General features: G+C 48.1%; 20 protein-coding genes and 2 other annotated features. Of the genes, 12 read left to right on the forward strand and 8 right to left on the reverse strand.

Annotated features, from left to right (window positions below; all coding sequences use genetic code 11):
* Window positions 1–323: 323 nt before the first annotated feature.
* The gene (locus tag IEY34_RS34610; protein ID WP_189020596.1) at window positions 324–1,202 is read right to left on the reverse strand and encodes a LysR family transcriptional regulator; all 879 of its coding nucleotides are present in this window, start codon (window positions 1,200–1,202) and stop codon (window positions 324–326) included.
* A 127-nt stretch (window positions 1,203–1,329) separates the two neighbouring features.
* Here IEY34_RS34610 and IEY34_RS34615 point away from each other — a divergent pair, with 127 nt between their 5' ends.
* Window positions 1,330–2,607: an adenylosuccinate synthase gene (locus IEY34_RS34615; RefSeq protein ID WP_189020629.1), complete on the forward strand. Its 1,278-nt coding sequence runs from the start codon at window positions 1,330–1,332 to the stop codon at window positions 2,605–2,607.
* Between the two features lie 83 nt (window positions 2,608–2,690).
* Here IEY34_RS34615 and arsC read toward each other — a convergent pair whose 3' ends face one another.
* The 4 genes from arsC to IEY34_RS34635 all read right to left on the reverse strand — a co-directional run bounded on the left by arsC (window position 2,691) and on the right by IEY34_RS34635 (window position 5,273).
* Complete coding sequence (gene arsC / locus IEY34_RS34620) at window positions 2,691–3,113, reverse strand: arsenate reductase (thioredoxin) (RefSeq protein WP_189020598.1); 423 nt, start codon at window positions 3,111–3,113, stop codon at window positions 2,691–2,693.
* 14 nt (window positions 3,114–3,127) lie between these two features.
* Window positions 3,128–4,420, reverse strand: a complete 1,293-nt coding sequence (locus IEY34_RS34625; RefSeq protein ID WP_308423103.1) for an arsenic transporter — start codon at window positions 4,418–4,420, stop codon at window positions 3,128–3,130.
* A 16-nt stretch (window positions 4,421–4,436) separates the two neighbouring features.
* Window positions 4,437–4,754, reverse strand: a complete 318-nt coding sequence (locus IEY34_RS34630) for an ArsR/SmtB family transcription factor (protein WP_373291397.1) — start codon at window positions 4,752–4,754, stop codon at window positions 4,437–4,439.
* Window positions 4,755–4,865: 111 nt separating this feature from the next.
* Window positions 4,866–5,273 carry a DUF6855 family protein gene (locus tag IEY34_RS34635; RefSeq protein WP_189020604.1) on the reverse strand — a complete coding sequence of 136 codons (408 nt, stop codon included), beginning with the start codon at window positions 5,271–5,273 and terminating at the stop codon, window positions 4,866–4,868.
* A gap of 103 nt (window positions 5,274–5,376) precedes the next feature.
* Here IEY34_RS34635 and IEY34_RS34640 point away from each other — a divergent pair, with 103 nt between their 5' ends.
* Window positions 5,377–6,321 carry an ATP-dependent DNA ligase gene (locus IEY34_RS34640; RefSeq protein WP_189020605.1) on the forward strand — a complete coding sequence of 315 codons (945 nt, stop codon included), beginning with the start codon at window positions 5,377–5,379 and terminating at the stop codon, window positions 6,319–6,321.
* A gap of 301 nt (window positions 6,322–6,622) precedes the next feature.
* Here IEY34_RS34640 and IEY34_RS34645 read toward each other — a convergent pair whose 3' ends face one another.
* Together IEY34_RS34645 and IEY34_RS34650 are read right to left on the reverse strand one after the other, a co-directional pair.
* Entirely contained in the window at window positions 6,623–7,903 is a 1,281-nt protein-coding gene (locus IEY34_RS34645) for a hemolysin family protein (protein WP_189020607.1), read from the reverse strand.
* Between the two features lie 137 nt (window positions 7,904–8,040).
* Window positions 8,041–8,799 carry an SDR family oxidoreductase gene (locus tag IEY34_RS34650; RefSeq protein ID WP_189020609.1) on the reverse strand — a complete coding sequence of 253 codons (759 nt, stop codon included), beginning with the start codon at window positions 8,797–8,799 and terminating at the stop codon, window positions 8,041–8,043.
* Between the two features lie 208 nt (window positions 8,800–9,007).
* Between IEY34_RS34650 and IEY34_RS34655 the strand changes: the two genes are divergently transcribed.
* A complete protein-coding gene (locus tag IEY34_RS34655; RefSeq protein ID WP_189020611.1) occupies window positions 9,008–9,613 on the forward strand; it encodes a TetR/AcrR family transcriptional regulator in 606 nt (201 codons plus the stop codon).
* Window positions 9,614–9,707: 94 nt separating this feature from the next.
* Here IEY34_RS34655 and ku read toward each other — a convergent pair whose 3' ends face one another.
* Window positions 9,708–10,592: a non-homologous end joining protein Ku gene (gene ku / locus IEY34_RS34660; protein WP_189020613.1), complete on the reverse strand. Its 885-nt coding sequence runs from the start codon at window positions 10,590–10,592 to the stop codon at window positions 9,708–9,710.
* Between the two features lie 165 nt (window positions 10,593–10,757).
* On the opposite strand from ku, the gene IEY34_RS34665 reads away from it, so the two are divergent.
* The 9 genes from IEY34_RS34665 (at window position 10,758) to IEY34_RS34705 (ending at window position 19,977) form a co-directional block, all read left to right on the forward strand.
* Window positions 10,758–10,943 carry a hypothetical protein gene (locus tag IEY34_RS34665; RefSeq protein ID WP_189020615.1) on the forward strand — a complete coding sequence of 62 codons (186 nt, stop codon included), beginning with the start codon at window positions 10,758–10,760 and terminating at the stop codon, window positions 10,941–10,943.
* Complete coding sequence (locus IEY34_RS34670) at window positions 10,940–11,122, forward strand: H-type small acid-soluble spore protein (RefSeq protein ID WP_189020617.1); 183 nt, start codon at window positions 10,940–10,942, stop codon at window positions 11,120–11,122. The genes IEY34_RS34665 and IEY34_RS34670 overlap by 4 nt, the downstream gene beginning before the upstream one ends.
* Before the next feature lie 125 nt (window positions 11,123–11,247).
* Complete coding sequence (tsaE, locus tag IEY34_RS34675; protein WP_189020631.1) at window positions 11,248–11,739, forward strand: tRNA (adenosine(37)-N6)-threonylcarbamoyltransferase complex ATPase subunit type 1 TsaE; 492 nt, start codon at window positions 11,248–11,250, stop codon at window positions 11,737–11,739.
* Window positions 11,736–12,551: a tRNA (adenosine(37)-N6)-threonylcarbamoyltransferase complex dimerization subunit type 1 TsaB gene (gene tsaB / locus IEY34_RS34680; protein ID WP_189020619.1), complete on the forward strand. Its 816-nt coding sequence runs from the start codon at window positions 11,736–11,738 to the stop codon at window positions 12,549–12,551. Before tsaE ends, tsaB begins: the two co-directional genes overlap by 4 nt.
* Window positions 12,552–12,553: 2 nt before the next feature.
* Entirely contained in the window at window positions 12,554–13,057 is a 504-nt protein-coding gene (gene rimI / locus IEY34_RS34685; protein WP_189020621.1) for a ribosomal protein S18-alanine N-acetyltransferase, read from the forward strand.
* Window positions 13,058–13,126: 69 nt separating this feature from the next.
* Complete coding sequence (gene tsaD, locus IEY34_RS34690; RefSeq protein WP_189020633.1) at window positions 13,127–14,170, forward strand: tRNA (adenosine(37)-N6)-threonylcarbamoyltransferase complex transferase subunit TsaD; 1,044 nt, start codon at window positions 13,127–13,129, stop codon at window positions 14,168–14,170.
* Between the two features lie 83 nt (window positions 14,171–14,253).
* Window positions 14,254–14,504 (forward strand) — a binding site (T-box leader).
* Between the two features lie 50 nt (window positions 14,505–14,554).
* Window positions 14,555–14,818, forward strand: a binding site (T-box leader).
* 48 nt (window positions 14,819–14,866) lie between these two features.
* Window positions 14,867–15,679 carry a class I SAM-dependent methyltransferase gene (locus tag IEY34_RS34695; protein WP_189020623.1) on the forward strand — a complete coding sequence of 271 codons (813 nt, stop codon included), beginning with the start codon at window positions 14,867–14,869 and terminating at the stop codon, window positions 15,677–15,679.
* Window positions 15,680–15,725: 46 nt separating this feature from the next.
* Window positions 15,726–17,294: a 2-isopropylmalate synthase gene (locus IEY34_RS34700; RefSeq protein ID WP_189020625.1), complete on the forward strand. Its 1,569-nt coding sequence runs from the start codon at window positions 15,726–15,728 to the stop codon at window positions 17,292–17,294.
* A 364-nt stretch (window positions 17,295–17,658) separates the two neighbouring features.
* Window positions 17,659–19,977, forward strand: coding sequence for a hypothetical protein (locus IEY34_RS34705; RefSeq protein ID WP_189020627.1), 2,319 nt, complete (start codon window positions 17,659–17,661; stop codon window positions 19,975–19,977).
* The last annotated feature ends 609 nt before the right edge of the window (window positions 19,978–20,586 follow it).

The following is a 20,586-nucleotide window of genomic DNA, read 5'->3' on the forward strand; positions in this document are numbered from 1 at the left end:
AAACAAAATGAGGACTCGCATACGTAAATTTTAAGAATTTCCACAAAATTTGCTAATTGGGAAGTGGGAGGGCTGGATGCAGAATGTTAATCGACGGTCTCCTACAGGGTCTTATTTCCACGAAAACGTTGAAAATTCCCATGAAACGGCAAAATAGCGTACTGTAGTTCCCTCACCCTACCCAAAATGACACTTTTCGCTTGAATAGCGCATCGTAGTTCCTTTATTTCCGCGAGAGGCTGTTGGCATAACTCCGCGTTCACTCCAAACCATATAAACTCTTATATTTAAAAAAGGCCTAAGCATATATGCTTAAGGCCTTTTTAACTTAAAGCCTCATAAATATGGTTCGCAGCAGCAGACAGCGGGGTGCTTTTTAATTTAATAATTCCAATTTTCCTGGCTGGTATAGGTGTTTCTAACGTAATCTCATACAGATTTCCATCTGCTAATTCCTGCTGCACGAACTCTTTGATGGCACAGGCAATGCCGAATCCATTTCTGGCAAATTCAATTAATAAATCAACACTTCCAAGTTCAATTTCAGGCTTGAACGGCAGGCCTTGCTTCTCTCCGAATTGATCCAGATAAGCCCGGGTGCTGCTGCCTTTCTCAAGTAAAATGAGGGGATGTTCGAGCAGCTTTTTCAGCGAAATCGGTGCTGCAGCCAGATGCTTGTAGGTTTCTCCTGCTAGAAAGCAGTCATGAATAGAAAGGCTTTCCTGAATGATAATTTGAGGGTCGGAGATAGGCAGGTTCACAATGCCTAAGTCGATTTTACCCTCTTTTAGAAGCGCAATCGTTTCCTTTGTCGTTCTATTTGTTACTTGTATTTTTACTTGTGGGAAGGATTCGTGGAACGTTTTGAGATGGGGCAGCAGAAAATGCTTGCAGAGCGTGTCCCCCGCTCCAATTCTGACTTCACCATAGGCAAGCTGATGCATGTCCGCAATTTTTCTTTCCCCATTTTCTATAAAATGGTAGGCCTGCTCAATGTACGCAAAAAGCTCCCGTCCTTCCACCGTAAGGTTCACGCCCCGCGGAGTGCGGAAAAACAATTGTCCACCTAATTTGGCTTCCAATTGTTTGATGGAATGCGTAATCGCAGGTTGGGTAACATATAACTCCTCCGCTGCTCGGGATAGGCTTCCTGCTTTGGCTGTCACATAGAAGACTTGATAAAGCTCCATATTGTGAATCATCGTTTAGATCACCCTTATGACATCAATGTAGTTTATATCGAATATTATTTATATTAATTTTTCTAATGCATTCGAAGTAAGTATACTTGATCGTAGGAAGTCATTTCAACGAGAAGGTGTGAAGAAATTGACAATTACAGCGATTGTAGGCGCAAATTGGGGCGATGAAGGAAAGGGGAAACTGACGGATGTTCTGGCTGTTCATTCTCCGTATGTCGTAAGATATCAGGGTGGCAGCAATGCGGGGCATACGATCATTAATGATTACGGCAAATTTTCGCTGCACATGCTGCCATCGGGCGTTTTCTATCCAGGGACTACGAATGTGATTGGTCCAGGCGTAGCGTTAAACATAAGGAAATTCCAGCAGGAGCTTCATGATTTAATGGAGAGAGGGGTGCCTGCACCCAAAATCTGTGTTTCTGACCGGACACAAGTCGTAATGCCCTATCACATTCAATTCGATGAATTAGAGGAATTGCGTTTGGGAGACGGGAAATTTGGCTCAACAAAACAGGGAATTGCCCCATTTTATGCAGATAAATATGCCAAGATCGGGATTCAGGTTTCGGAGCTATGGGATGAAGAGTTATTGAGGGGAAAACTGAGAAGAGCGTTGGCATCCAAGAATGTGCTTCTTACGCATTTATACAATCAGGCTCCCGTGGACATCGATCATCTGATGGAGGAATTAAAGGAACAAGCAGCATTTCTTAAACCTTATGTGTGTAATACGACTGTTCTTTTGCAACAAGCTCTGGCTAAGGGGGAAACGATACTGGTAGAGGGCCAACTGGGAGCCCTGCGCGATCCGGACCACGGGATTTATCCGTATACGACATCCTCATCGACATTAGCTGGTTATGCTGCTGTAGGCGCAGGTGTCCCTCCCTATGCGATTCAAAAAGTGCTGGCTGTGACCAAGGCCTATTCAAGCAGTGTGGGCGAAGGCCCCTTTGTTTCAGAGCTTCAGGGTGAAGCCGCTCAGGAGCTGCGCAAACGAGGCGGAGATGCAGGGGAATATGGCGCTACAACCGGCAGGCCAAGGCGTGTAGGATGGTTTGATGCCGTTGCAACCAAGTATGGCTGCCGAATACAAGGAGCTACAGAGGTAGCTTTAACGAATTTGGATGTTTTAGGTTACTTGGATGAAATCCCTGTCTGTACGACTTATCGCATTGATGGTGCTTTGAGCTCAGATTTCCTGAGTACCGAGCAATTACAGCGGGCAGAACCCGTCTATGAAACTCTTCAAGGCTGGCAATGTGACATCTCCCATATTCGTTCTTTCGAGGAGCTGCCGACTGCTGCTCAGAATTATGTGCTTTATATTGAAAAATTAATCGGTGTACCGATAAAATGGGTATCCGTTGGCCCGAAACGCGAGCAAACTATCGAAAGGTAAGGCCGACGTAATTCGTAAGGGCTATCCCCAAGGTCGATTGACCTTTGAGGACAGCCCTTTCTTTGGGAAGTAAGACACGTGCCTTACTTCCCGTCCCTAACAAATGCCTCAATCCGCTGCTTAATTGCCTCGCGGACCGCGCGGAACTGTGCGGTAATTTCTTCCTCAGTTCCTGTCGCTTTAGCTGGGTCGTCGAAACCCCAATGCCAGCGAATCGCTGTCTCATTGCGCACGACAGGGCAATTTTCATTGGCATGCCCGCACAAAGTAATAATATAGTCAGCTTGACTTAAAATCTCCGGATCGATGACATCCGAGGTATGGTGCGAAATATCAAGGCCATCTTCCAACATGGCAGCTACGGCTCTGGGGTTTAGCCCGTGAGCCTGCAGCCCGGCGCTTCTGACTTCGTAGGCATCCCCGCCCAAAGCCTTCAGATAGCCATCCGCGATTTGACTCCTGCAGGAATTTCCTGTGCATAGAAAATAGACGATTTTTTTGCTCATAGAAACCACTCCTTTTATGAAATAATTTTTAACCACACATACAAACCCGTTAACGTAATAAACAAAGTGGGAACTGTAAGAATGAAGCCGATTTTAAAATAGGCCCCCCAAGTAATAGTAATCCCTTTTTTGGAGAGGACGTGGAGCCATAAGAGGGTGGCGAGTGAGCCAATCGGCGTAATTTTGGGTCCCAAATCAGAGCCGATGACATTGGCATAAATCAGCGCTTCCCGCATGATGCCCTCGGTTTGTGTACCATGAATCGCCAATGCGCCAATCAAAACGGTCGGCAGGTTATTCATCACAGATGAAAGAATGGCAGCGAGAAAGCCCATCCCGACAGTTGCCGCAAATAACCCTTGTTTGGCGAAGAGTTCTATCCAGTTGCCAAGCGCGTCGGTTAAGCCAGCATTTTTCAACCCATAAACAACGACGTACATCCCGATGGAGAAAATAACAATTGTCCAGGGAGCTTCTTTTATGATTTTCTTAGTTTCAATGGCTTTGCTGGAACGGGCAATCAGTATAAAGAATAAGGCTGCCGCTCCAGTTAAGAAGGAAACAGGAACTTTTATAAATCCGCTTAGGAAGTAAGCAGCTAACAAAATCGCAAGAATGACCCAGGAGAGTCGGAAGAGCGCGATATCTTTGATGGCGTCTGCTGGCCGTTTAAGATCCGAAATCTCATAATGGGTGGGGATCTCTTTTCTAAAATACAGATAAAGCACAAGTAAACTTGCTCCTAGGGAGAATAGACTTGTAACGATCATACGGCTTGCATAGGTCACAAAATCAATGCCGAAGAAGTCAGCAGAGACGATATTGACTAGGTTGCTGATCGTAAACGGGAGAGAAGCAGTATCCGCAATAAAGCCGCTCGCCATAATGAAGGGAAGGATCATCGGATTTGGAAATTTCAAAGCGCGGGCCATAGCGAGTACGATCGGTGTCAAAATAAGCGCAGCGCCATCATTGGCGAATAGGGCAGAGACCGCGGCCCCCAACAGGATGACATAGACGAACATGACTTTGCCGTTCCCTTTGGCTAACCGGGCCATATGTAAGGCAGCCCATTCAAAGAAACCAATATTATCTAGGATGAGTGAAATGAGGATAATGCCGACAAAAGCTAACGTTGCATTCCATACGATCCCGGTTACGGTCACGACGTCCTGCAAGCTAACAACTTGGCAAAGCAAGGCAAGTAAGGCTCCGGCCGACGCTGACCAGCCTATGCTGAGCCCTCGTGGCTGCCAAATTACAAAGAAAAGTGTAAGTAAGAAGATGATAATGGCCAAATAAATCATAGATTCCTCCTGAATGTTAATCGCAGCAACTTCCCTGCTCGCAAGATATAGCAGTAAGCATGCTCGGCGTAGGCAAAGTTTGCAGCAATTCATGCAGATATGGTTTATCGGCGATAGCTAACGAATAATATACCCACTGTCCACGCTTCGCTTCCTTCACCAGCCCGCCAGCTTTTAATTTTCGCATATGTTGACTGACATTGGGTTGACTAGTTTGCATGATGTCGACAATTTCGCAGACACAGAGCTCGCGTTCTCGGAGCAGGGTGAGAATCGTCAGCCTCATTTTATCGCCTAGCAGCTTGCAGATATCGGCCATCTTTTCAATTTCCATCAAAGGTACACGCTCCTTCCAACTCTTGAATTAGTATATAATTATTTGATTATATACGTCAATGAAAAAGAACCTCGAACTCCCAAAAGCATGGAGTTCGAGGTTCAATTCCTACAGGGCGCGCATCCGATTATTTCTCGGATTATGCTCTACTTCCGCAAGCTGCAGCTCCTCTAATAAGGGAGGTATGTACATGCCAAAACGGCCGCGAAAGCCTTTTTTCAGCCCATACCAACCACCGACTGGATTCTCCGAAGAGCGTCCCCAGCTTTCTACCGTGCCTTCTTTGGCAGGTTTCTGCTCATCCGCGCTTCCAAGCTCGATCCAATCTCCATGCTGCTTGAGCATCGTTGTTAAATCTTCGATACAGCGATAGTCATAATGCAAGACAGTTTTCCCTACGGTACAGACGAGGATGGCTTTACCGTCCTTCTCGTCCTTGTACATCTCATACTCCGACGATTGCGGAGGTGTCTTTAATTTCCATGGATTCTCTTTGGTGCCCAATTCTGAAGACATGTTGTCGCTCCTTTATAGAAATAATTTATTGTGAAAATGGTAGTAATATTAACAATTATATGGTGAATAATGTTACTACCAACAATATAGAGGGGGCACTGATTTGGATTTTGTACCAATAACCCCGTTTGAGCCCATTAGTACGGAAGAATTGCCTTCGGGCAGTCATTTTACTAGCCAAATCAAATGGGATGGGGTGAGAATGTTACTATACTTCGACGGAAGTACGACCAAATTAATAAATCGCAGAGGCAATGAAAGGACATTGCAATATCCTGAACTAACCCATCCGCAAGATTTCTGCTCAGCCAATTCTGTCATTTTAGACGGAGAGATTATTGCGCTTGATCAAGGAAAGCCTTCCTTTTATGAGATTATGAGACGCGACAGCGCTAGAAAAACAAGTACAGTGACTAACGCCATGCGTCAGGTGCCAATAACCTATATGATTTTTGATATCCTTTACTGTGATAGGGATTGGCTGACGCACTTGAGCCTTTCAGAGCGACAAGCTGTCTTGCAAAAAATAATTAAACCTAGTCAGCAAGTTCAATTAGTTGCTAACCATTCAGACATTGAAGCTCTATTTCAAGTAGTGATGCAGCATGACCTGGAAGGGATCGTCATCAAAGACCTGAACAGTCCTTATTTGATCAATGGCAAAGATAAGAGATGGCTTAAAAAAAAGATTTTTAAAGATCTATTCGCCGTCGTTGGCGGCGTTACTTACAGGGATAAAATGGTGAATTCACTTCTGCTGGGTTTGTATGATGATCAAAATCAGCTTTGGTACATTGGTCATGCGGGTACTGGCAAACTTACAATGAAAGACTGGCAGCATGTAACCGAGAAAGTTCAAAGCATTCGAACAAATGAACGCCCCTTTATCAATGAACCGGAAAGAGCGAAAGAGGCGATATGGATAGAACCCTCAGTAGTTGTTAAAGTGAGTTTTTTGGAATGGACCCCAAACAAGACGCTGAGACACCCAAGTATTCAATCTTTCGTTCAGCTGGATGCTAAGGAGTGCTTTCTTAATCAGAATTAAATCAGAGGGGCGCTGTTCCGAAAGGTAAATAGACCTGAAAAAGCAGCGCCTCCGTTTCGGCAAAATAAGAGTCCATGGGAGCTTCTATTTGCGCAAAAAGGAGTTGTTTTTCACGATTAGAAGTCTCTTGAGACCCTTATCGTCAGTGAACACGCAAAAACCGCTACACAAGTAGCAATAAGAGTCCCTGGGAGCTCCTATTTGCACAAAAAGGAGTTGTTTTTCACGATTAGAAGTCTCTGGAGACTCTTATCGCCAAGCAACAAAGCTCCCTAGTTAAATTGGCTATATTGTTTCTCCCTTATCGTTTCAATATCTCAATTTTACGTATTCGGTTGTTATCCCTCTCACGCACAATGAAGGTCAGGGAACGATAAGGCCATTCTTCGCCGATGGCAAGCTCAGGCTGCCTGCTGTACAGCCAACCTCCAATTGAATCAACATGCTCATCTTGAATGTCAGTTCCCAGCGCGTAATTCAGCTCATTTAACAAGACCATGCCATCGACTAAATAGTGATTTTCACCTATTGTCTGAATTTCTTTTATTTCATCTTTGTCGAACTCGTCGCGGATCTCGCCAACGATTTCTTCCAGAATATCTTCAATCGTGATTAAACCCGAAGTACCGCCATATTCATCAAGCAGCAGAGCGATATGGACATTTTCTTTCTGCATCTTCCTAAGCAAAGTTTTCGCGGGCATACTTTCCGGAATCGTCAGCATCGGCTGAAGCAAGCTTTTGAAATCGAAGTCTGGGTTGTGAAGATAGCTTAGGAAGAATTGTTTCGTATTCACGAAACCAATAATATGATCTTTGCTCTCTTTGGCAACTGGAAAACGGGTGTATTGTTCTTTGGCAATAATGCTCAGGTTCTCTTCCAGCGGCTTATCCGCATAGAGGCAAATCATATCTGTCCGAGGAATCATGATCTCACGCGCCAACAAATCGTCAAACGAAAAGATGCGATTCACATAGCCGTATTCGGATTTATTAATTTTCCCGCTCATATAGCTGTCTGACAAAATAATGCGGATTTCCTCTTCCGAGTGTGCTTCTTCATGTTCGCCCGCAGGTTGGACGCCAAAAATCTTGACGAGCTGGTTCGCTGAGCCATTTAAAACCCATATAAACGGATACATGATTTTATAAAAATAAATAATAAGCGGCGCGGTGAGGGTGGAAATGGCTTCTGCTTTCTGGATGGCAAGCGTTTTGGGCGCTAACTCACCAAGGACAACATGAATATATGTAATGGAAATAAATGCAATACTGAATGATAAAATATGAGATAAAGTGTCACTCACACCTAGCCATTCAAACAAAGGATGAAGGATTTTCTCGACCGTAGGCTCACCCAGCCAACCAAGTCCCAAAGCGGTAATGGTGATCCCAAGCTGGCACGCAGACAGGTATCCATCCAAATTGGACGTGACCGTTTGCACGGCTAGCGCATTTTTTTTGCCTTCGGCAACCATTTGGTCGACGCGGCTAGGACGAATCCGAATAACGGCGAATTCTGTAGCGACAAAAATTGCGGTAAGTAAAATCAGAATGGCAATTAACAATAAATTAATAAGCATAATAACCTTCTCTCCATTTTGTTTTATACTTGGATCATTCGTCTTAATGTTAACTTTTTTGGCTGGACTTATCAATTTTCTGACAAAAAAAGACCACCGATCTAAGCGATCGGCAGTCTTCCTTGGGTGCAGAGCTATTAGTAGGCTGTCCAGCCTGCATCGGCTGTAACCACCGTACCGTTAACAAAACTTGAATCGTCAGAGGCCAGAAACAGGGCAACCTTGGCGATTTCTTCTGGTTCGCCAGCGCGTGGATTCAAGCCCATGCCAGACATAGCGCGCTCCATCCCAAATGGGTTAGGGGCGTTAATCGATGTTCCAATATTCGTGCTCACGCCACCAGGGGCGATAGCATTGCAGCGGATGCCCAGATTGGCATATTGAAACCCGACGTTTTTCGTGAATCCAACCACGGCATGTTTGGAAGCCGTATAGGCTGCGCCTGCGCGAGAACCATACAGGCCTCCGGCTGAAGCAATGTTGACGATAACGCCGCTTTGGCGCTCCGTAAAGATAGGGAGAACTTTACGCGTAGTCCGCATAGGACCTGTGGTATTGATAGCAAATATTCGCTCCCAGAGCTCATCCGTCAAATCTCCCGCAGGGACGAAGTTATCCATGATACCCGCGTTATTCACCAAAATATCCACGGTGCCGAATTCTTTTACAGTCGTATCTATTAATAGTTGAACGTCTTCTTCTTTGGCTACGTTAGCGGCAATCGCAAGGGCTTGTCCGCCGCTGCTTTCAATGCCGGATACCACGGTTTGAGCCGTCTCGATGCGCAGGTCGGAGACGACCACTTTAGCGCCTTCCGCCGCGAACAACTCGGCAATCGCTTTTCCCATGCCTGAGGCAGCACCAGTAACAACGGCCACTTTTCCAGCTAGTTTCATACGTCATTCCTCCACCATTCTTAATGTTGTTTCAGTCGTTTCGACTGTTTAAAGGAATATAACCAACAGTTGTTGAATACTAAACATCTGTTACCTAGATTATATAAAACTATGGCGAGGCATTACAATCAGTAAAAGGTTCATGATTGTTATCTAACGAACAAGATGATTGATTTTGTTCAATAACTTTTTAGAAGGAATGAAGATCATGGTGGAAAAAAATAAAAAAGTCGACCGCCGCATTGTTCGCAGTAAAACTGCTTTAAGAGGTGCGCTGCTTTCCTTGATGACGCATAAGCCATTTACGGCGATATCGATTACAGAAATTGTTGAGCTCGCTAATTATAACCGGGGGACTTTTTATTCCAATTACGAGAGTAAGGAAGCTCTGCTTGACGATATTATCTCCGATTTGATCCAACAATTGCTTCAATCCTTCCGAGCGCCCTATGAAAAAGTGAAAGTGTTCCACATTGATGAACTGCACGCCAATTCAGTTAAAATTTTTGAGCATATTTTTGAGCAGTCAGCCGTCTACACGGTGCTCACGAAAAGCGATGTGCTGCCGAAGTTGAAAGAGCAAATATTTGGCGCCTTGAAACAAATTTTACAGGAAGAGCTGATTTATCCTGATAAAAGAGATGACCTCGATCAAGAGCTGCTCGCGATTTATTCGATTCATGCTTTGTTGGGGTTTGTATTTCATTGGGTGGAGAGCGGCTTCACGCACACGCCGGGGTATATGCAAGAGCAGCTAGTGAAAATTCTGAACTGGCGTCCTACTACAGCTAGAACCGTAATCAAAAACATCTAATCTTGAGCAGCATTCGGACAAGTCAAAAAACGCTTGAGTTGGGATCCAATTGGCATCCAAGCCGAAGCGCTTTTATGAAATAAATCTTTATGGTTTACGTGATAGGTTCTTTGGCTTTCTTGGCTCGCGGCGTTTTGGCTTTGGGCTTCTTGACTTCGGACACGCTGGCATCCTGCTCCAAAGTTACTTTGCCATCTGTGCCAGTACCATCCGATTTGGTTGCATCGAGACTTGCTTGCAGCGCAGCCATGAGGTCGATGACGCTCGTTTTCTGCAGCGCAGGTGCGGATTGAATTTCCTCTCCAGCCACTTTATGCTCAATCGCCTCCAACAGTCGGCCGCGGTACTCATCCTTGTACTTTTCCGGCTCAAAAGGGGTTGAAAGCTGGTTGATCAGCATCTTGGCCATCTCCATCTCCCGCTCATTGACAGTGACCTTGTCAGGAAGATTAGGGACTTGCGAAATCGGACGAATCTCATCAGGGTAGAAAATCGTTTCCATCGCCAGGCAGTTCTCGATCACACGAATCGCAGCCAGCGAGCTTTTGGAACGGATGGAGACTTTGGCGATACCGATTTTGCCAGTTTGCCGCATAGAGTCCAGCAGCAGATTATAGGCGCCGGCGCCCGTATCTCCAGGACCGAGATAATACGTCTTTTGAAAATAAACGGGATCAATATCCGTCAAGTTGACGAAATCAAGAATTTTGATCTCTTTATTCGCTTCCCCAGAGATCGTTTCTAATTCATCCTTTTCAAATAGAACGAAGCGCCCAGGCTCGTACTCGTAGCCCTTCGAGATTTCCTCCCATTCTACTTCCTTCTCACAAGTCTGGCATTTCCGAACATAGGAGAGAGGAGTAATACACGTTTTATGTATGTAACGCATCGAGATATCCTTATCTTCTGTTGCCGAAAACATCTTAACAGGCACATGAACAAGCCCGAAACTGATAGCGCCCTTCCAAACCGTATGCATGGCTTCATACCTCCCCATTAACCTTGATTGTACTAGTATTCTCTTGATTCGTTTCCTTTATACGGCAGGGATTTAAGAGAATGGATTGTCTGCGGGGTGGGAACGTTAAACGTGAAAGTGACTAAGGGCTTTCATGATAAAACAGCGCTAAGGAGAGGTTCACGGATGGCAAAAGAGGCAAATAGTTCCCAAGATACGAGCAATCAGGGGCAAGAAGATCATTTCATGGATATTGACCGCATGATCAACGAGGGCTTGGGGGGCGGCAACGTCACCATTCAAGGCGGATTAATTGAATCTTCGACAACGGATACGATGGACCATCCGGAATCGGTTTTGGATGAGCCATGAACGTTCATCGCGCGCAAGAAATATTAGCCGCTGACGAGAAAATTACCGTTGAACTGAACGGCCTGCCAGTCTGGATTGACAGTGTCGATGCCAGTAAAGCAGTGGCCAAAGTCCATGCGGAAGAAAATCCGGCCGATTCCAGGTTAGTCACCGTCCAAGAGTTGGAAGAGGTTCACTAGTCTTGGAGAGTGCCGCTGAGCTTGCTCCGATTCACATCGGAGCGGGCTTTTTTTTCGTTACAGAGTTGATGTTGCCTGCTGGCGAGGACTATAATAGGAGCAGCACGCGCAAACGGAAGAAAGGGATGAGATCACTGACTCAATCCACATTTACCTATTTATCCAGACACGAGGAAGATACCGATCAATTGGGGAAATGGCTGGCTGTTTATCTGCTTCCTGGCGCGGTTCTGACACTGGATGGCGACCTGGGCGCGGGGAAAACGAGATTTTCGCAAGGCTTCGCAAGAGCGATCGGCATTCGCGATACCGTCAATTCTCCGACATTTACGATTATCAAAGAATACGAGGGAGATGGCCTCCCCTTCTACCATATGGACATGTACCGCATTTCCCAAGAGGAAGCGGATGAACTTGGCTTGGAAGATTATTTCTACGGAGCAGGTGTGACGCTGATTGAATGGTCAAGCTTGATCGAAGACCTGCTGCCACCGGATCGACTGACAATTACGATTACCCAACAGGGGGATCAAACCCGAGTATTTCACCTTACTCCGCACGGAGAACCGTATCAGAGCTGGTGTGTACAAATGAAGGAGAACGGACATTTACAATGACTGAACGGACTATACCTACAGGACGATGCTTGGCCATCGATACCTCATCATCTGCCATGACAGTTGCTTTGTTAGACAACGGAAAATTATTAGGCGAAGTTAGCTCCTACGCGGAACGGAACCATTCCATCGGACTGCTTCCTCATATTCAAGAGCTGCTCGCTAAGCTGAATCTCAAGCCCCAGGATCTTCAATCGGTTGCTGTGGGACAAGGACCAGGCTCGTACACGGGAGTTCGGATTGCCGTCTCTGTGGCCAAAACGTTTGCTTGGTCACTGGGGCTGGATTTGATTGGCGTGTCCAGCCTCGAAGCCATTGCTTTAGGCGGCGCAGCGAAAGAACAACAGAGGAGTAATGGACTTACCTGGGTAGTACCGCTGTTGGATGGAAGACGGAGACAAGCTTTTACAGCTGTATACGCCTTCGAAGGAGCTTCACCATTAACGCCCGACGGTGGATTATCGGCTAGTTGGCATGAAGTGCTGCCTGACGGTATTCGCGTAATTGGACCATGGACAGCCCAAATCCTTGCATTAATCGCTTCTGCTGAGCGTAAGCCGCAAGAGATTCTGTTTGTTGGTGAAACAGAAGGGTTCAATGATGAACTTGACCAATTCGCGCAAGCGTGGCATGGCGTTGCAACCAAACTGTCTTATGGCATTGAAGCGCACTTTATCGGGATTCTGGCCTATCCGAGGTTGGCTAGAGGAGAGAAGGCGGACGTGCATAATTTCGTCCCCAATTACACCAGACTTCCGGAAGCAGAGGCTAACTTGTTGGCCGGCATTGTAACGAAGAAGGGGGATCATTGATTATGGAGCAGCGTCAGCCCCAAACGACAGAGAATACGATGGTGTTTCGTTCTATGAATGCGGCGGACATCCCTTATATATGTGAAATTGAAGAAGAAGCGTTCACGACGCCGTGGACCAAAGGTGCTTTTGAGAACGAATTGACGAATAATCAATTCGCGCATTATATGATTATGGATATCGAAGGCGAAGTGGCCGGATATGGCGGCATGTGGCTCATTATGGAAGAAGCGCATGTGACGAATATTGCTGTTCGAAATACGTATAGAGGGCGCAAATTAGGGGAGCGGCTCATTCGCGAATTGATGAAAACCGCTGCTTTCTTAGGTGCTATCCGCATGACATTGGAAGTGCGCGCCTCGAATGATGTCGCGCAAAATTTGTATGAAAAAGTCGGTTTTCGCTCCGTTGGCGTGCGTAAAGGGTACTACACGGATAATCGCGAGGATGCCGTTATTATGTGGGTGGATTTGCCCAGACGAGGAAGGGAAAGTCTCGGAGATTGAGGCTTTCAGCAGGTGGAATACGTGACGAAAGATAACGAGCAACAGACAATAGTTAATGAGCAACAGACAATAGAACAAAGAAATGCCACCGTTCAGGAGACGAAGCAGGTTTACATTTTGGCTATCGAGACAAGCTGTGACGAGACCTCCGTGGCGATTGTCGAAAATGGTAAAATCATCCGCTCCAATGTGATTTCCAGCCAGATCGAAACGCATCAGCGCTATGGAGGCGTTGTGCCGGAAGTGGCTTCCCGCAAGCATGTGGAATCGATCACATGGATGCTCGAGGAAGCCGTTCAAGAAGCGGGCATATCGCTGCAAGAGCTGTCTGCGATTGCCGTAACAGAGGGGCCCGGACTGATCGGGGCCCTGCTGGTGGGCGTCGTCGCAGGCAAAGCTTTGGCTTGCGCGCTGGATCTCCCGCTGATTGGTGTCCACCATATCGCGGGTCATATTTATGCGAATCAACTGGTGCATGAGCTCGAGTATCCGTTGATCTCGCTCGTGGTGTCCGGCGGACACACCGAGCTGATTCACATGGAAGGGCCGGGCCAGTTCCGCATCATCGGGCGCACGCGCGACGATGCGGCTGGCGAGGCCTACGACAAGATCGCCCGGGCCATGGGCCTGCCTTACCCGGGCGGACCGCATGTAGATCGGCTTGCGCAGGAAGCCGAATCAGAGATCAAGATGCCTCGCTCCTGGCTCGAGGCAGACTCCTACGACTTCAGCTTCAGCGGGTTGAAATCCGCTGTGCTGAACGTCGTCAACCAAAGCAAGATGCGCGGCGAAGCCGTACAAGTCGCGCAGATTGCCAAGGGCTTCCAAGCCTCCGTCATCGACGTGCTTGTGGAGAAGGCTAGTCGTGCCGTACGGGAATACGGCGCCAAACAGCTGCTGCTCGCGGGCGGCGTCGCCGCGAACAAAGGGCTGCGCAGCAGGCTTGCCGAGCGCTGCGCAGAGCTGGATGTCCCGCTGCTGGTGCCGCCGCTGGGCCTCTGCACGGACAACGCTGCGATGATAGGCGCAGCCGCTTTCCTCAAGTGGGACAAGCAGGAATTCGACTCGCTGGAGCTCAAAGCCGAGCCGCAGCTCAAGCTCGAAGAGTGGTAGGCTTCCAAAGCGGAAAAAAATAAATTTTCAGATAACGGTATTGACTTTGCCAAAATCGCATACTATAATCACAATCAATACTTTCAAACGCAACGAACGGGAATAGTAAGGATGATCAGTTTCGCTCAGAGAGCTGTGCGCTTGGTGAAAGCACAGACGAAACAGAACCTGAACTCGCCCGGGAGCGGTAAGGCTGATAAGGATGCCAAGGATCCAGCACCCAAGTAGGTCTTGACGGTTGACCCCCGTGATCAGGTACATGAGTGGTTTCGAGCGTAACAGCTCGGATCAATTAGAGTGGTACCGCGGAAGGTTCAAGCCTGTCGTCTCTTATATAAGAGATGGCAGGCTTTTTTGGTTGTTCTGAAAGTTACAAAATATAGAATAAACGCAATGAACAAGAGTAGTAAGGGCTCCCTTGAACGGTACAGAAAGCTGCGGGTTGATGCGACGCAGACCGTGAAATCCCTGAACTCGCTTGGAAGCGGTCATCCTGAGCAGCAGAAGTAAGAAGCTGGTAGGGATGAACGGATGACCTCCGTGATCAGGTGATCTAGTTGGCAGTATGCTGACTGGATCTGAGGTGGGCTCCCTGACAGGAGTCAACAAGAGTGGTACCGCGCTGGGTGAAGACCCGTCGTCTCTTATGTGGAGATGACGGGTCTTTTTGTCGTCTGCGGAAGGGGAGGAAGAGGCATGGATAAAGTGATTGACTACTACAACCGATTCGATGAATGGGGTCGCCTTGACCGGGAGCCTGTGGAAATGATGATCAATTGGCATCATATCCAGCGTTATCTGCCACAGCAAGGGCACATTTTGGATAACGGGGCTGGGCCAGGGAAATACGCCATTGAATTAGCGAAATGCGGTTATGAAGTTACCTTGACAGACTTGACCCCAAGACTGGTCGAACTAGCGCGTGACAAGGTGGAGGAACAAAAGCTTACGGAATGCTTCAAAGGTTTTCACATTGCGGATGCCAGGGATTTGAGCCTGTTCCATTCGGAGGCATTTGATGCTTCGATGATGCTCGGCCCGTTGTATCATTTGCAAGCCCAAGAGAATCGAGATAAGGCTGTGCAAGAATTGCACAGAGTAACGAAGCCTGGCGGGATCGTGTTCGTTGCCTGTATGACCAGGATACGACATATCATGACTTCCTTGATGCACCCTGGGCATTGGCAGCCCAATGATAATATGACGGACATTCAGACTTTTGCTGAAACAGGGATTTTCAATCACTCGGATGAAGGCAGATTTACAGGTGCTTATTATTTTAACATCGATGAGATTAACCCCTTTATGGAGTCGCATGGCTTCGAAAGTCTCAAACTGATTGGTTCCTCCAGCATTGTTGGAGCCTTGAAGCCTGACCAATTCGGTTATTGGCGTGATCGCGGCGAAGATGAATTCCGAGCATTCCAGAAACTGATTTTTGAAGCAGCGGAGAGCCCTTATATGCTAGGGGCTTCCTCACATCTCATGTATATCGGCAGACGAATATAAATGACTTGCCAGTTGCGACTGGCCCAACCTTAGGAGGAATTTAACCATGGAAACTACTACAAACAATCGACGTATTCGCATTTTTGACACGACACTGAGAGATGGCGAGCAGGCGCCGGGCGCATCGCTTTATCCGGAAGAGAAGATTAGGATTGCCAGACAGCTTGCCAAGATTGGCGTAGATACGATTGAACCGGGTTTCCCGATCTCAAGTCCTGGGGATTTCCAAGCTGTACAGCAGATTTCCCGCGAACTGCAGACCGTTGAGATTTGCGGTTTCGCCAGAGCGATGAAGGCGGATATCGACGCTGCGGTCAAAGCGACACAAGATGCGGCTTCGCGCCGCATTCACATGTTCCTCTCGTCATCGGATATTCATCTCGATTTCCAACTGCGCAAATCCCGTCAGCAAGTGGTTGAGATGGCGCGCTCGATGGTCGGATATGCCAAGCAATTCGTAGATCGCATCGAATTCTCACCGATGGATGCAACACGGACAGGGGACGAATTCCTTTTTGAAGTGCTGGAAGCAGTGATTGCTGAAGGGGCTACAATTCTTAATATCCCGGATACAGTCGGTTATGCACTCCCAGAAGAATATGGCGCTATGTTCCGCAGAGTGCGCCAGAGCGTAAGGGGCGGCGAGACGGTTGAATATAGCGCTCATTGCCACAATGACCTTGGTCTTGCAGTAGCGAACAGTCTGGCTGCGATTGCAGCAGGTGTCACGCATGTCGAAGTCACAGTCAATGGCGTAGGGGAACGCGCAGGAAACTGCTCGCTTGAAGAACTGGTTATGGCGATCGAAACACGCAAGCATACGATGGGGGTGGAAACAGGGATCGTGTCCAGTGAGATTTTCAACACATCCAAAATGATCAGCCGCATCATGGGCTTCCCGATTGCCTACAACAAGCCGATCGTCGGCCGCAACGCGTTCCAGCATGAAGCGGGCATCCACCAAGACGGACTGCTGAAAAACCGCAATACCTATGAAATTATGGACCCAGAGAAGCTGGGTATTCCACGGTCCATGATCATTCTGGGCAAACATTCAGGACGCCATGCTTTGAAGCATCGGGTGGGGCAGTTCGGGATCGAGCTTACCGGGGAAGAACTGGATAGCCTGTACACTCGTTTCAAAGCGAAAGCGGATGAACAAAAAATGGTGACGGACGATCAGCTTCTGGAACTTGTTGGTTCCACGGTGGATGGTCAAATGGAGCCTTTCACTCTGGTCCATGTGCAGCTTATATCCAACAGTGACCAGGATCGAGTCGCTTCCGTTGCGGTGAGAGACAATCAAACCGGGGTGGAGAAGGTATTCTCAGGAACAGGAGAAGGCCCGATTGAAGCCATCGTTCAGAGTCTTAGACAAGCGATTCCGATGGAAGTCGATTTCTCGGATCTGGAGCTGCATTCGTTATCCACAGGTGAAAAAGCAACCGGAGAAGCCGAAGTTACTATTTCCGTAGGCGGCCAAACCTACAAAAATACAGGGATCGACCAGGACGTCCTTGTCGCCGTAGCCAAGGCGTTCATCTCGGCCTGCAACCAAGCTATTCGGATGCAGAACCAGCCGGCAGGAACAAGCGAGGCGACGACAGCTTCTTAAATCATGCTGCGCATTAAATTGTAAGAAAACTTAGATATATACACGCCCTGTTTGCAAAGTTATACACATGCCCTGTGTACAATGTGTATAACTAGTGGAAAAGCACGATTACCAACGGTTTCAAAGTAGAAATGAAAAGAATAACTTTTTCACAACTTTCTGGGGATAATGTGGATAAGTTTGTGGAAAACATACGAAAAGTGCAGTGAGGGGCGGGTTTAGCCCCTCTTTTTTATGTGGATAACGATGTGGATAAGAATTCGGAGGTAGAAATAGCCCGATTTAAATTATCGGAACAATCCGTCAGTGGATACTTTTTGGATTGGAGGAAAATGCTAAAAGCAAAAAATGTGGAGGATTCTCCTTGAAACTAAAAATGACAGGCTATTTTGTGGGTATCTTCCTATTTTTGTTGGAGTTGTCCACAAGTGCGTATGGGTTCGAGGCTCAAAATGAGCGATCCATCCACAAAACGATGCCAGATAAACAGGTGACGATCATTTCGATCTCAGGTCTATCCTTTATGGAATTGAAGTCTGAACAGCTGGATGTGCTGCCTCATCTTAGGCAAATGATCGAACAAGGTGCGATCGGGGCAATGAATATACGTACTGCTAATCGCACCATGCGTGATGTGTATGTGTCAATGGGGGCTGGCGAGCCTACAGTTGGATTAACGGATTTGCAGGCGTTTGAAGCCGACGAAATGTGGCAGGGAACACTTATTCCGAAATTAAGGGAGCGTTATATTGGCAGGAACGTGGGAGATAACAGTCTGCAGTTGAATCCGGATTCATTGATTGTGCCTGATATTGCACGGCTGCTCAAGGTGAATGCCAAAAAAGCCTATGGTCCCGGGATGCTGGGCGATTTCTTGAAAGCATATGGCATTCAGCGGACTGTAATCGCAAGCGGTGAAGAGAGCCATATCTCAAGCGTGGATGGGGATAAAGTGAGGCGTTATAGCCCTCTTATGCTTATGGATTCCAATGGTTTTGTGGATAAAGGAGTACTTGGTCGCGGTGTTTTGACCGCTGCTGTGGATAGACCGTTCGGTGTAACGACCGATTATGCAGAAATGCTTGCTTTGTTGGGCAAAAGGGAGCCGTCCAGCGTGTATCTGATAGAATTTGCTGATTTGTACAGATTGTACGCAGACAAGGAGCATTACCCGGAGGCACGCTTTCAAGAATTGAAAACACAAATTTTGCTCGAAATGGATCAATGGTTCGGGCAATGGATGTCTGCTATGAAGGATCAGGAAAGCCTGTGGCTGTTCTCACCTGAGGTTCATAACGAAGCTGCCAGGGGCAAAATGTACCTAGCTCCGCTTGTGCATTATACCCGAATGAGCCAAGGTGGATTGCTAGTGTCTGAATCTACGCGAAGACCGGGTGTGGTGACGATGCAGGATTTTACAAGTACTCTCATGGATGAATGCCATATTCCTCTCCCGGCGGGGCTTAGCGGTTTGCCTTTATCCACTTCGCTCAAGGCCAATGCCCTTGGAGATCTGCAGCAGGAGCTTAGCAGCATTCAGATGATTTATCGCAGCCGACCACTTCTCTTGTATCCTTTTGTTACTTGTGAAATGGTTGTTCTGCTTGTTAGTTTGTTCTATGTCATGTGGGTGAGAAGCGGGAGATTTCCTTGGCGTAGAACGGTGCGCACACTCTTGTACGCTTTGCTTGTAGCGCCAGCTGTGATGCTGATATTAGGGCTCATAACGGTACCTTTGACCAAAGTTCTAGGTATAGATAATTCGATCCTGCTGCTGATTGGTCTCTTTATTGGCGGGAGCTTGCTGCTTTCTGCAGCCTTGGAAAGAAGGTCCTTGTTCACAAGTATGATCTGGCTTGCCTACGGAACCGCAGGGATCATTATGATGGATGCCTGTATAGGCTCGCCTGCGATGAAATATGCTGTGCTGGGTTACGATCCAATGATTGGCGCGCGCTATTATGGCATCGGCAATGAGTACATGGGCGTGATGATTGGCGCCCTTGTGCTCGGGGTGACGGCGGCTTTGCAGCGCCGCGGTCGTCCCGTGCTGCGCGGCCTCGGGCCGGTCGCGGCGTTCTTGCTCGTGACGGTGTGCCTGGCGGCACCGTCCCTTGGGGCGAACGCGGGCGGCGCGCTGAGCGCCGCGGTCGCCTTCGGCGTAGCCGGCGTGCACTGCTTCGCCGGCGATCGCTGGCGCGAGCTGCGCCTGGGCAGGGGCGCAGCCCTGCTGACGGCGCTGCTCGCGCTGGGGTTTGGGGCGCTGTGGCTGCTCAACAGCGCTGATTCTCCCGCGGCGGCTGCGCGGGAGAGCCATGTCGGGCGCGCGTTTCACGCGCTGCGCGCCGGGCAGTTCGATCAGATTGGCTATCTGATCGAGCGCAAGCTGCGGATGAACGTGCACCTGCTGCGCGCATCCGCATGGAGCAAGGTCCTCATCACGAGCCTGTTCGTGATGGCGGTCCTTGTGCTCCGTCCTCGCGGCCGTCTCCGCGTATGGAAGGCCGAGAACCCGTACTGGATGTACGGGTTCTCGGCTAATATGATTGGAGCCATCGCAGCGCTGCTGCTGAATGACTCCGGCATTGTAGCGGCTGCGACGATGATTATATTCGTCGCCGTGCCGATGCTGCTTCTGCGCTTGCAGGAGCTGGAAACGACTTTGAAGACCGCTGAAGAGTGAAACCAGCACGTTCGCTCCCGCCGGATCGGCGAATCCGCTAATCCGATCCGACTCACGTCCATAACGATGATTTACAGCGTTAAACACTGAATCCGTAGCGTCCGCACCATCTTAACGCTGTAAAACAACGTTACAGCTTTATGAATTGGCGAATCCGGCCGATGGGCCGCCGATAAGGATGATTTACAGCGCTAAACGCTGAATCCGTAGCGTCCGCATCAACTTAACGCTGTAAAACAACGTTACAGCGTTAAGAATTGGGGAATCCGGCCCGATGAGCTGCCGATAAGGATGATTTACAGCGCTAAATGCTGAATCCGTAGCATCCGCATCAACTTAACGCTGTAAAACAACGTTACGGTGACAAGAATTAGCGAATCCGGAGTCTTTGTGGGGGGCTGTCTACGTAGGAAAGTGGGTGTTCGCGCGGATTAGGAGCCACTAGAGGTTCCGATCTCTGGTTGTGGTGCGGAAAAGCAAGCTAGTTGAAGGAATAGAAGCCGTTGGAGGGGGCTATCTACGCAGAAAGTGGGTGTTTGCGCGGATTAGGAGCCACTAGAGGCTCCGATCTCTGGTTGTGGTGCGGAAAAGCAAGCTAGTTGAAGGAAT

Origin of the sequence: Paenibacillus marchantiophytorum, from assembly GCF_014640555.1 — a bacterium.
GTDB classification, from domain to species: domain Bacteria; phylum Bacillota; class Bacilli; order Paenibacillales; family NBRC-103111; genus Paenibacillus_E; species Paenibacillus_E marchantiophytorum.

Excerpts from the sequence above, each read along its gene's own strand:
- IEY34_RS34610 (WP_189020596.1), bottom strand. The coding sequence starts at position 1,202 with ATGATTCACAATATGGAGCTTTATCAAGTCTTCTATGTGACAGCCAAA.
- arsC (WP_189020598.1), bottom strand. The coding sequence starts at position 3,113 with ATGAGCAAAAAAATCGTCTATTTTCTATGCACAGGAAATTCCTGCAGG.
- IEY34_RS34625 (WP_308423103.1), bottom strand. The coding sequence starts at position 4,420 with ATGATTTATTTGGCCATTATCATCTTCTTACTTACACTTTTCTTTGTA.
- IEY34_RS34630 (WP_373291397.1), bottom strand. The coding sequence starts at position 4,754 with ATGGAAATTGAAAAGATGGCCGATATCTGCAAGCTGCTAGGCGATAAA.
- IEY34_RS34635 (WP_189020604.1), bottom strand. The coding sequence starts at position 5,273 with ATGTCTTCAGAATTGGGCACCAAAGAGAATCCATGGAAATTAAAGACA.
- IEY34_RS34645 (WP_189020607.1), bottom strand. The coding sequence starts at position 7,903 with ATGCTTATTAATTTATTGTTAATTGCCATTCTGATTTTACTTACCGCA.
- IEY34_RS34650 (WP_189020609.1), bottom strand. The coding sequence starts at position 8,799 with ATGAAACTAGCTGGAAAAGTGGCCGTTGTTACTGGTGCTGCCTCAGGC.
- IEY34_RS34655 (WP_189020611.1), top strand. The coding sequence starts at position 9,008 with ATGGTGGAAAAAAATAAAAAAGTCGACCGCCGCATTGTTCGCAGTAAA.
- ku (WP_189020613.1), bottom strand. The coding sequence starts at position 10,592 with ATGCATACGGTTTGGAAGGGCGCTATCAGTTTCGGGCTTGTTCATGTG.
- IEY34_RS34665 (WP_189020615.1), top strand. The coding sequence starts at position 10,758 with ATGGCAAAAGAGGCAAATAGTTCCCAAGATACGAGCAATCAGGGGCAA.
- IEY34_RS34670 (WP_189020617.1), top strand. The coding sequence starts at position 10,940 with ATGAACGTTCATCGCGCGCAAGAAATATTAGCCGCTGACGAGAAAATT.
- tsaE (WP_189020631.1), top strand. The coding sequence starts at position 11,248 with ATGAGATCACTGACTCAATCCACATTTACCTATTTATCCAGACACGAG.
- tsaB (WP_189020619.1), top strand. The coding sequence starts at position 11,736 with ATGACTGAACGGACTATACCTACAGGACGATGCTTGGCCATCGATACC.
- rimI (WP_189020621.1), top strand. The coding sequence starts at position 12,554 with ATGGAGCAGCGTCAGCCCCAAACGACAGAGAATACGATGGTGTTTCGT.
- IEY34_RS34695 (WP_189020623.1), top strand. The coding sequence starts at position 14,867 with ATGGATAAAGTGATTGACTACTACAACCGATTCGATGAATGGGGTCGC.
- IEY34_RS34700 (WP_189020625.1), top strand. The coding sequence starts at position 15,726 with ATGGAAACTACTACAAACAATCGACGTATTCGCATTTTTGACACGACA.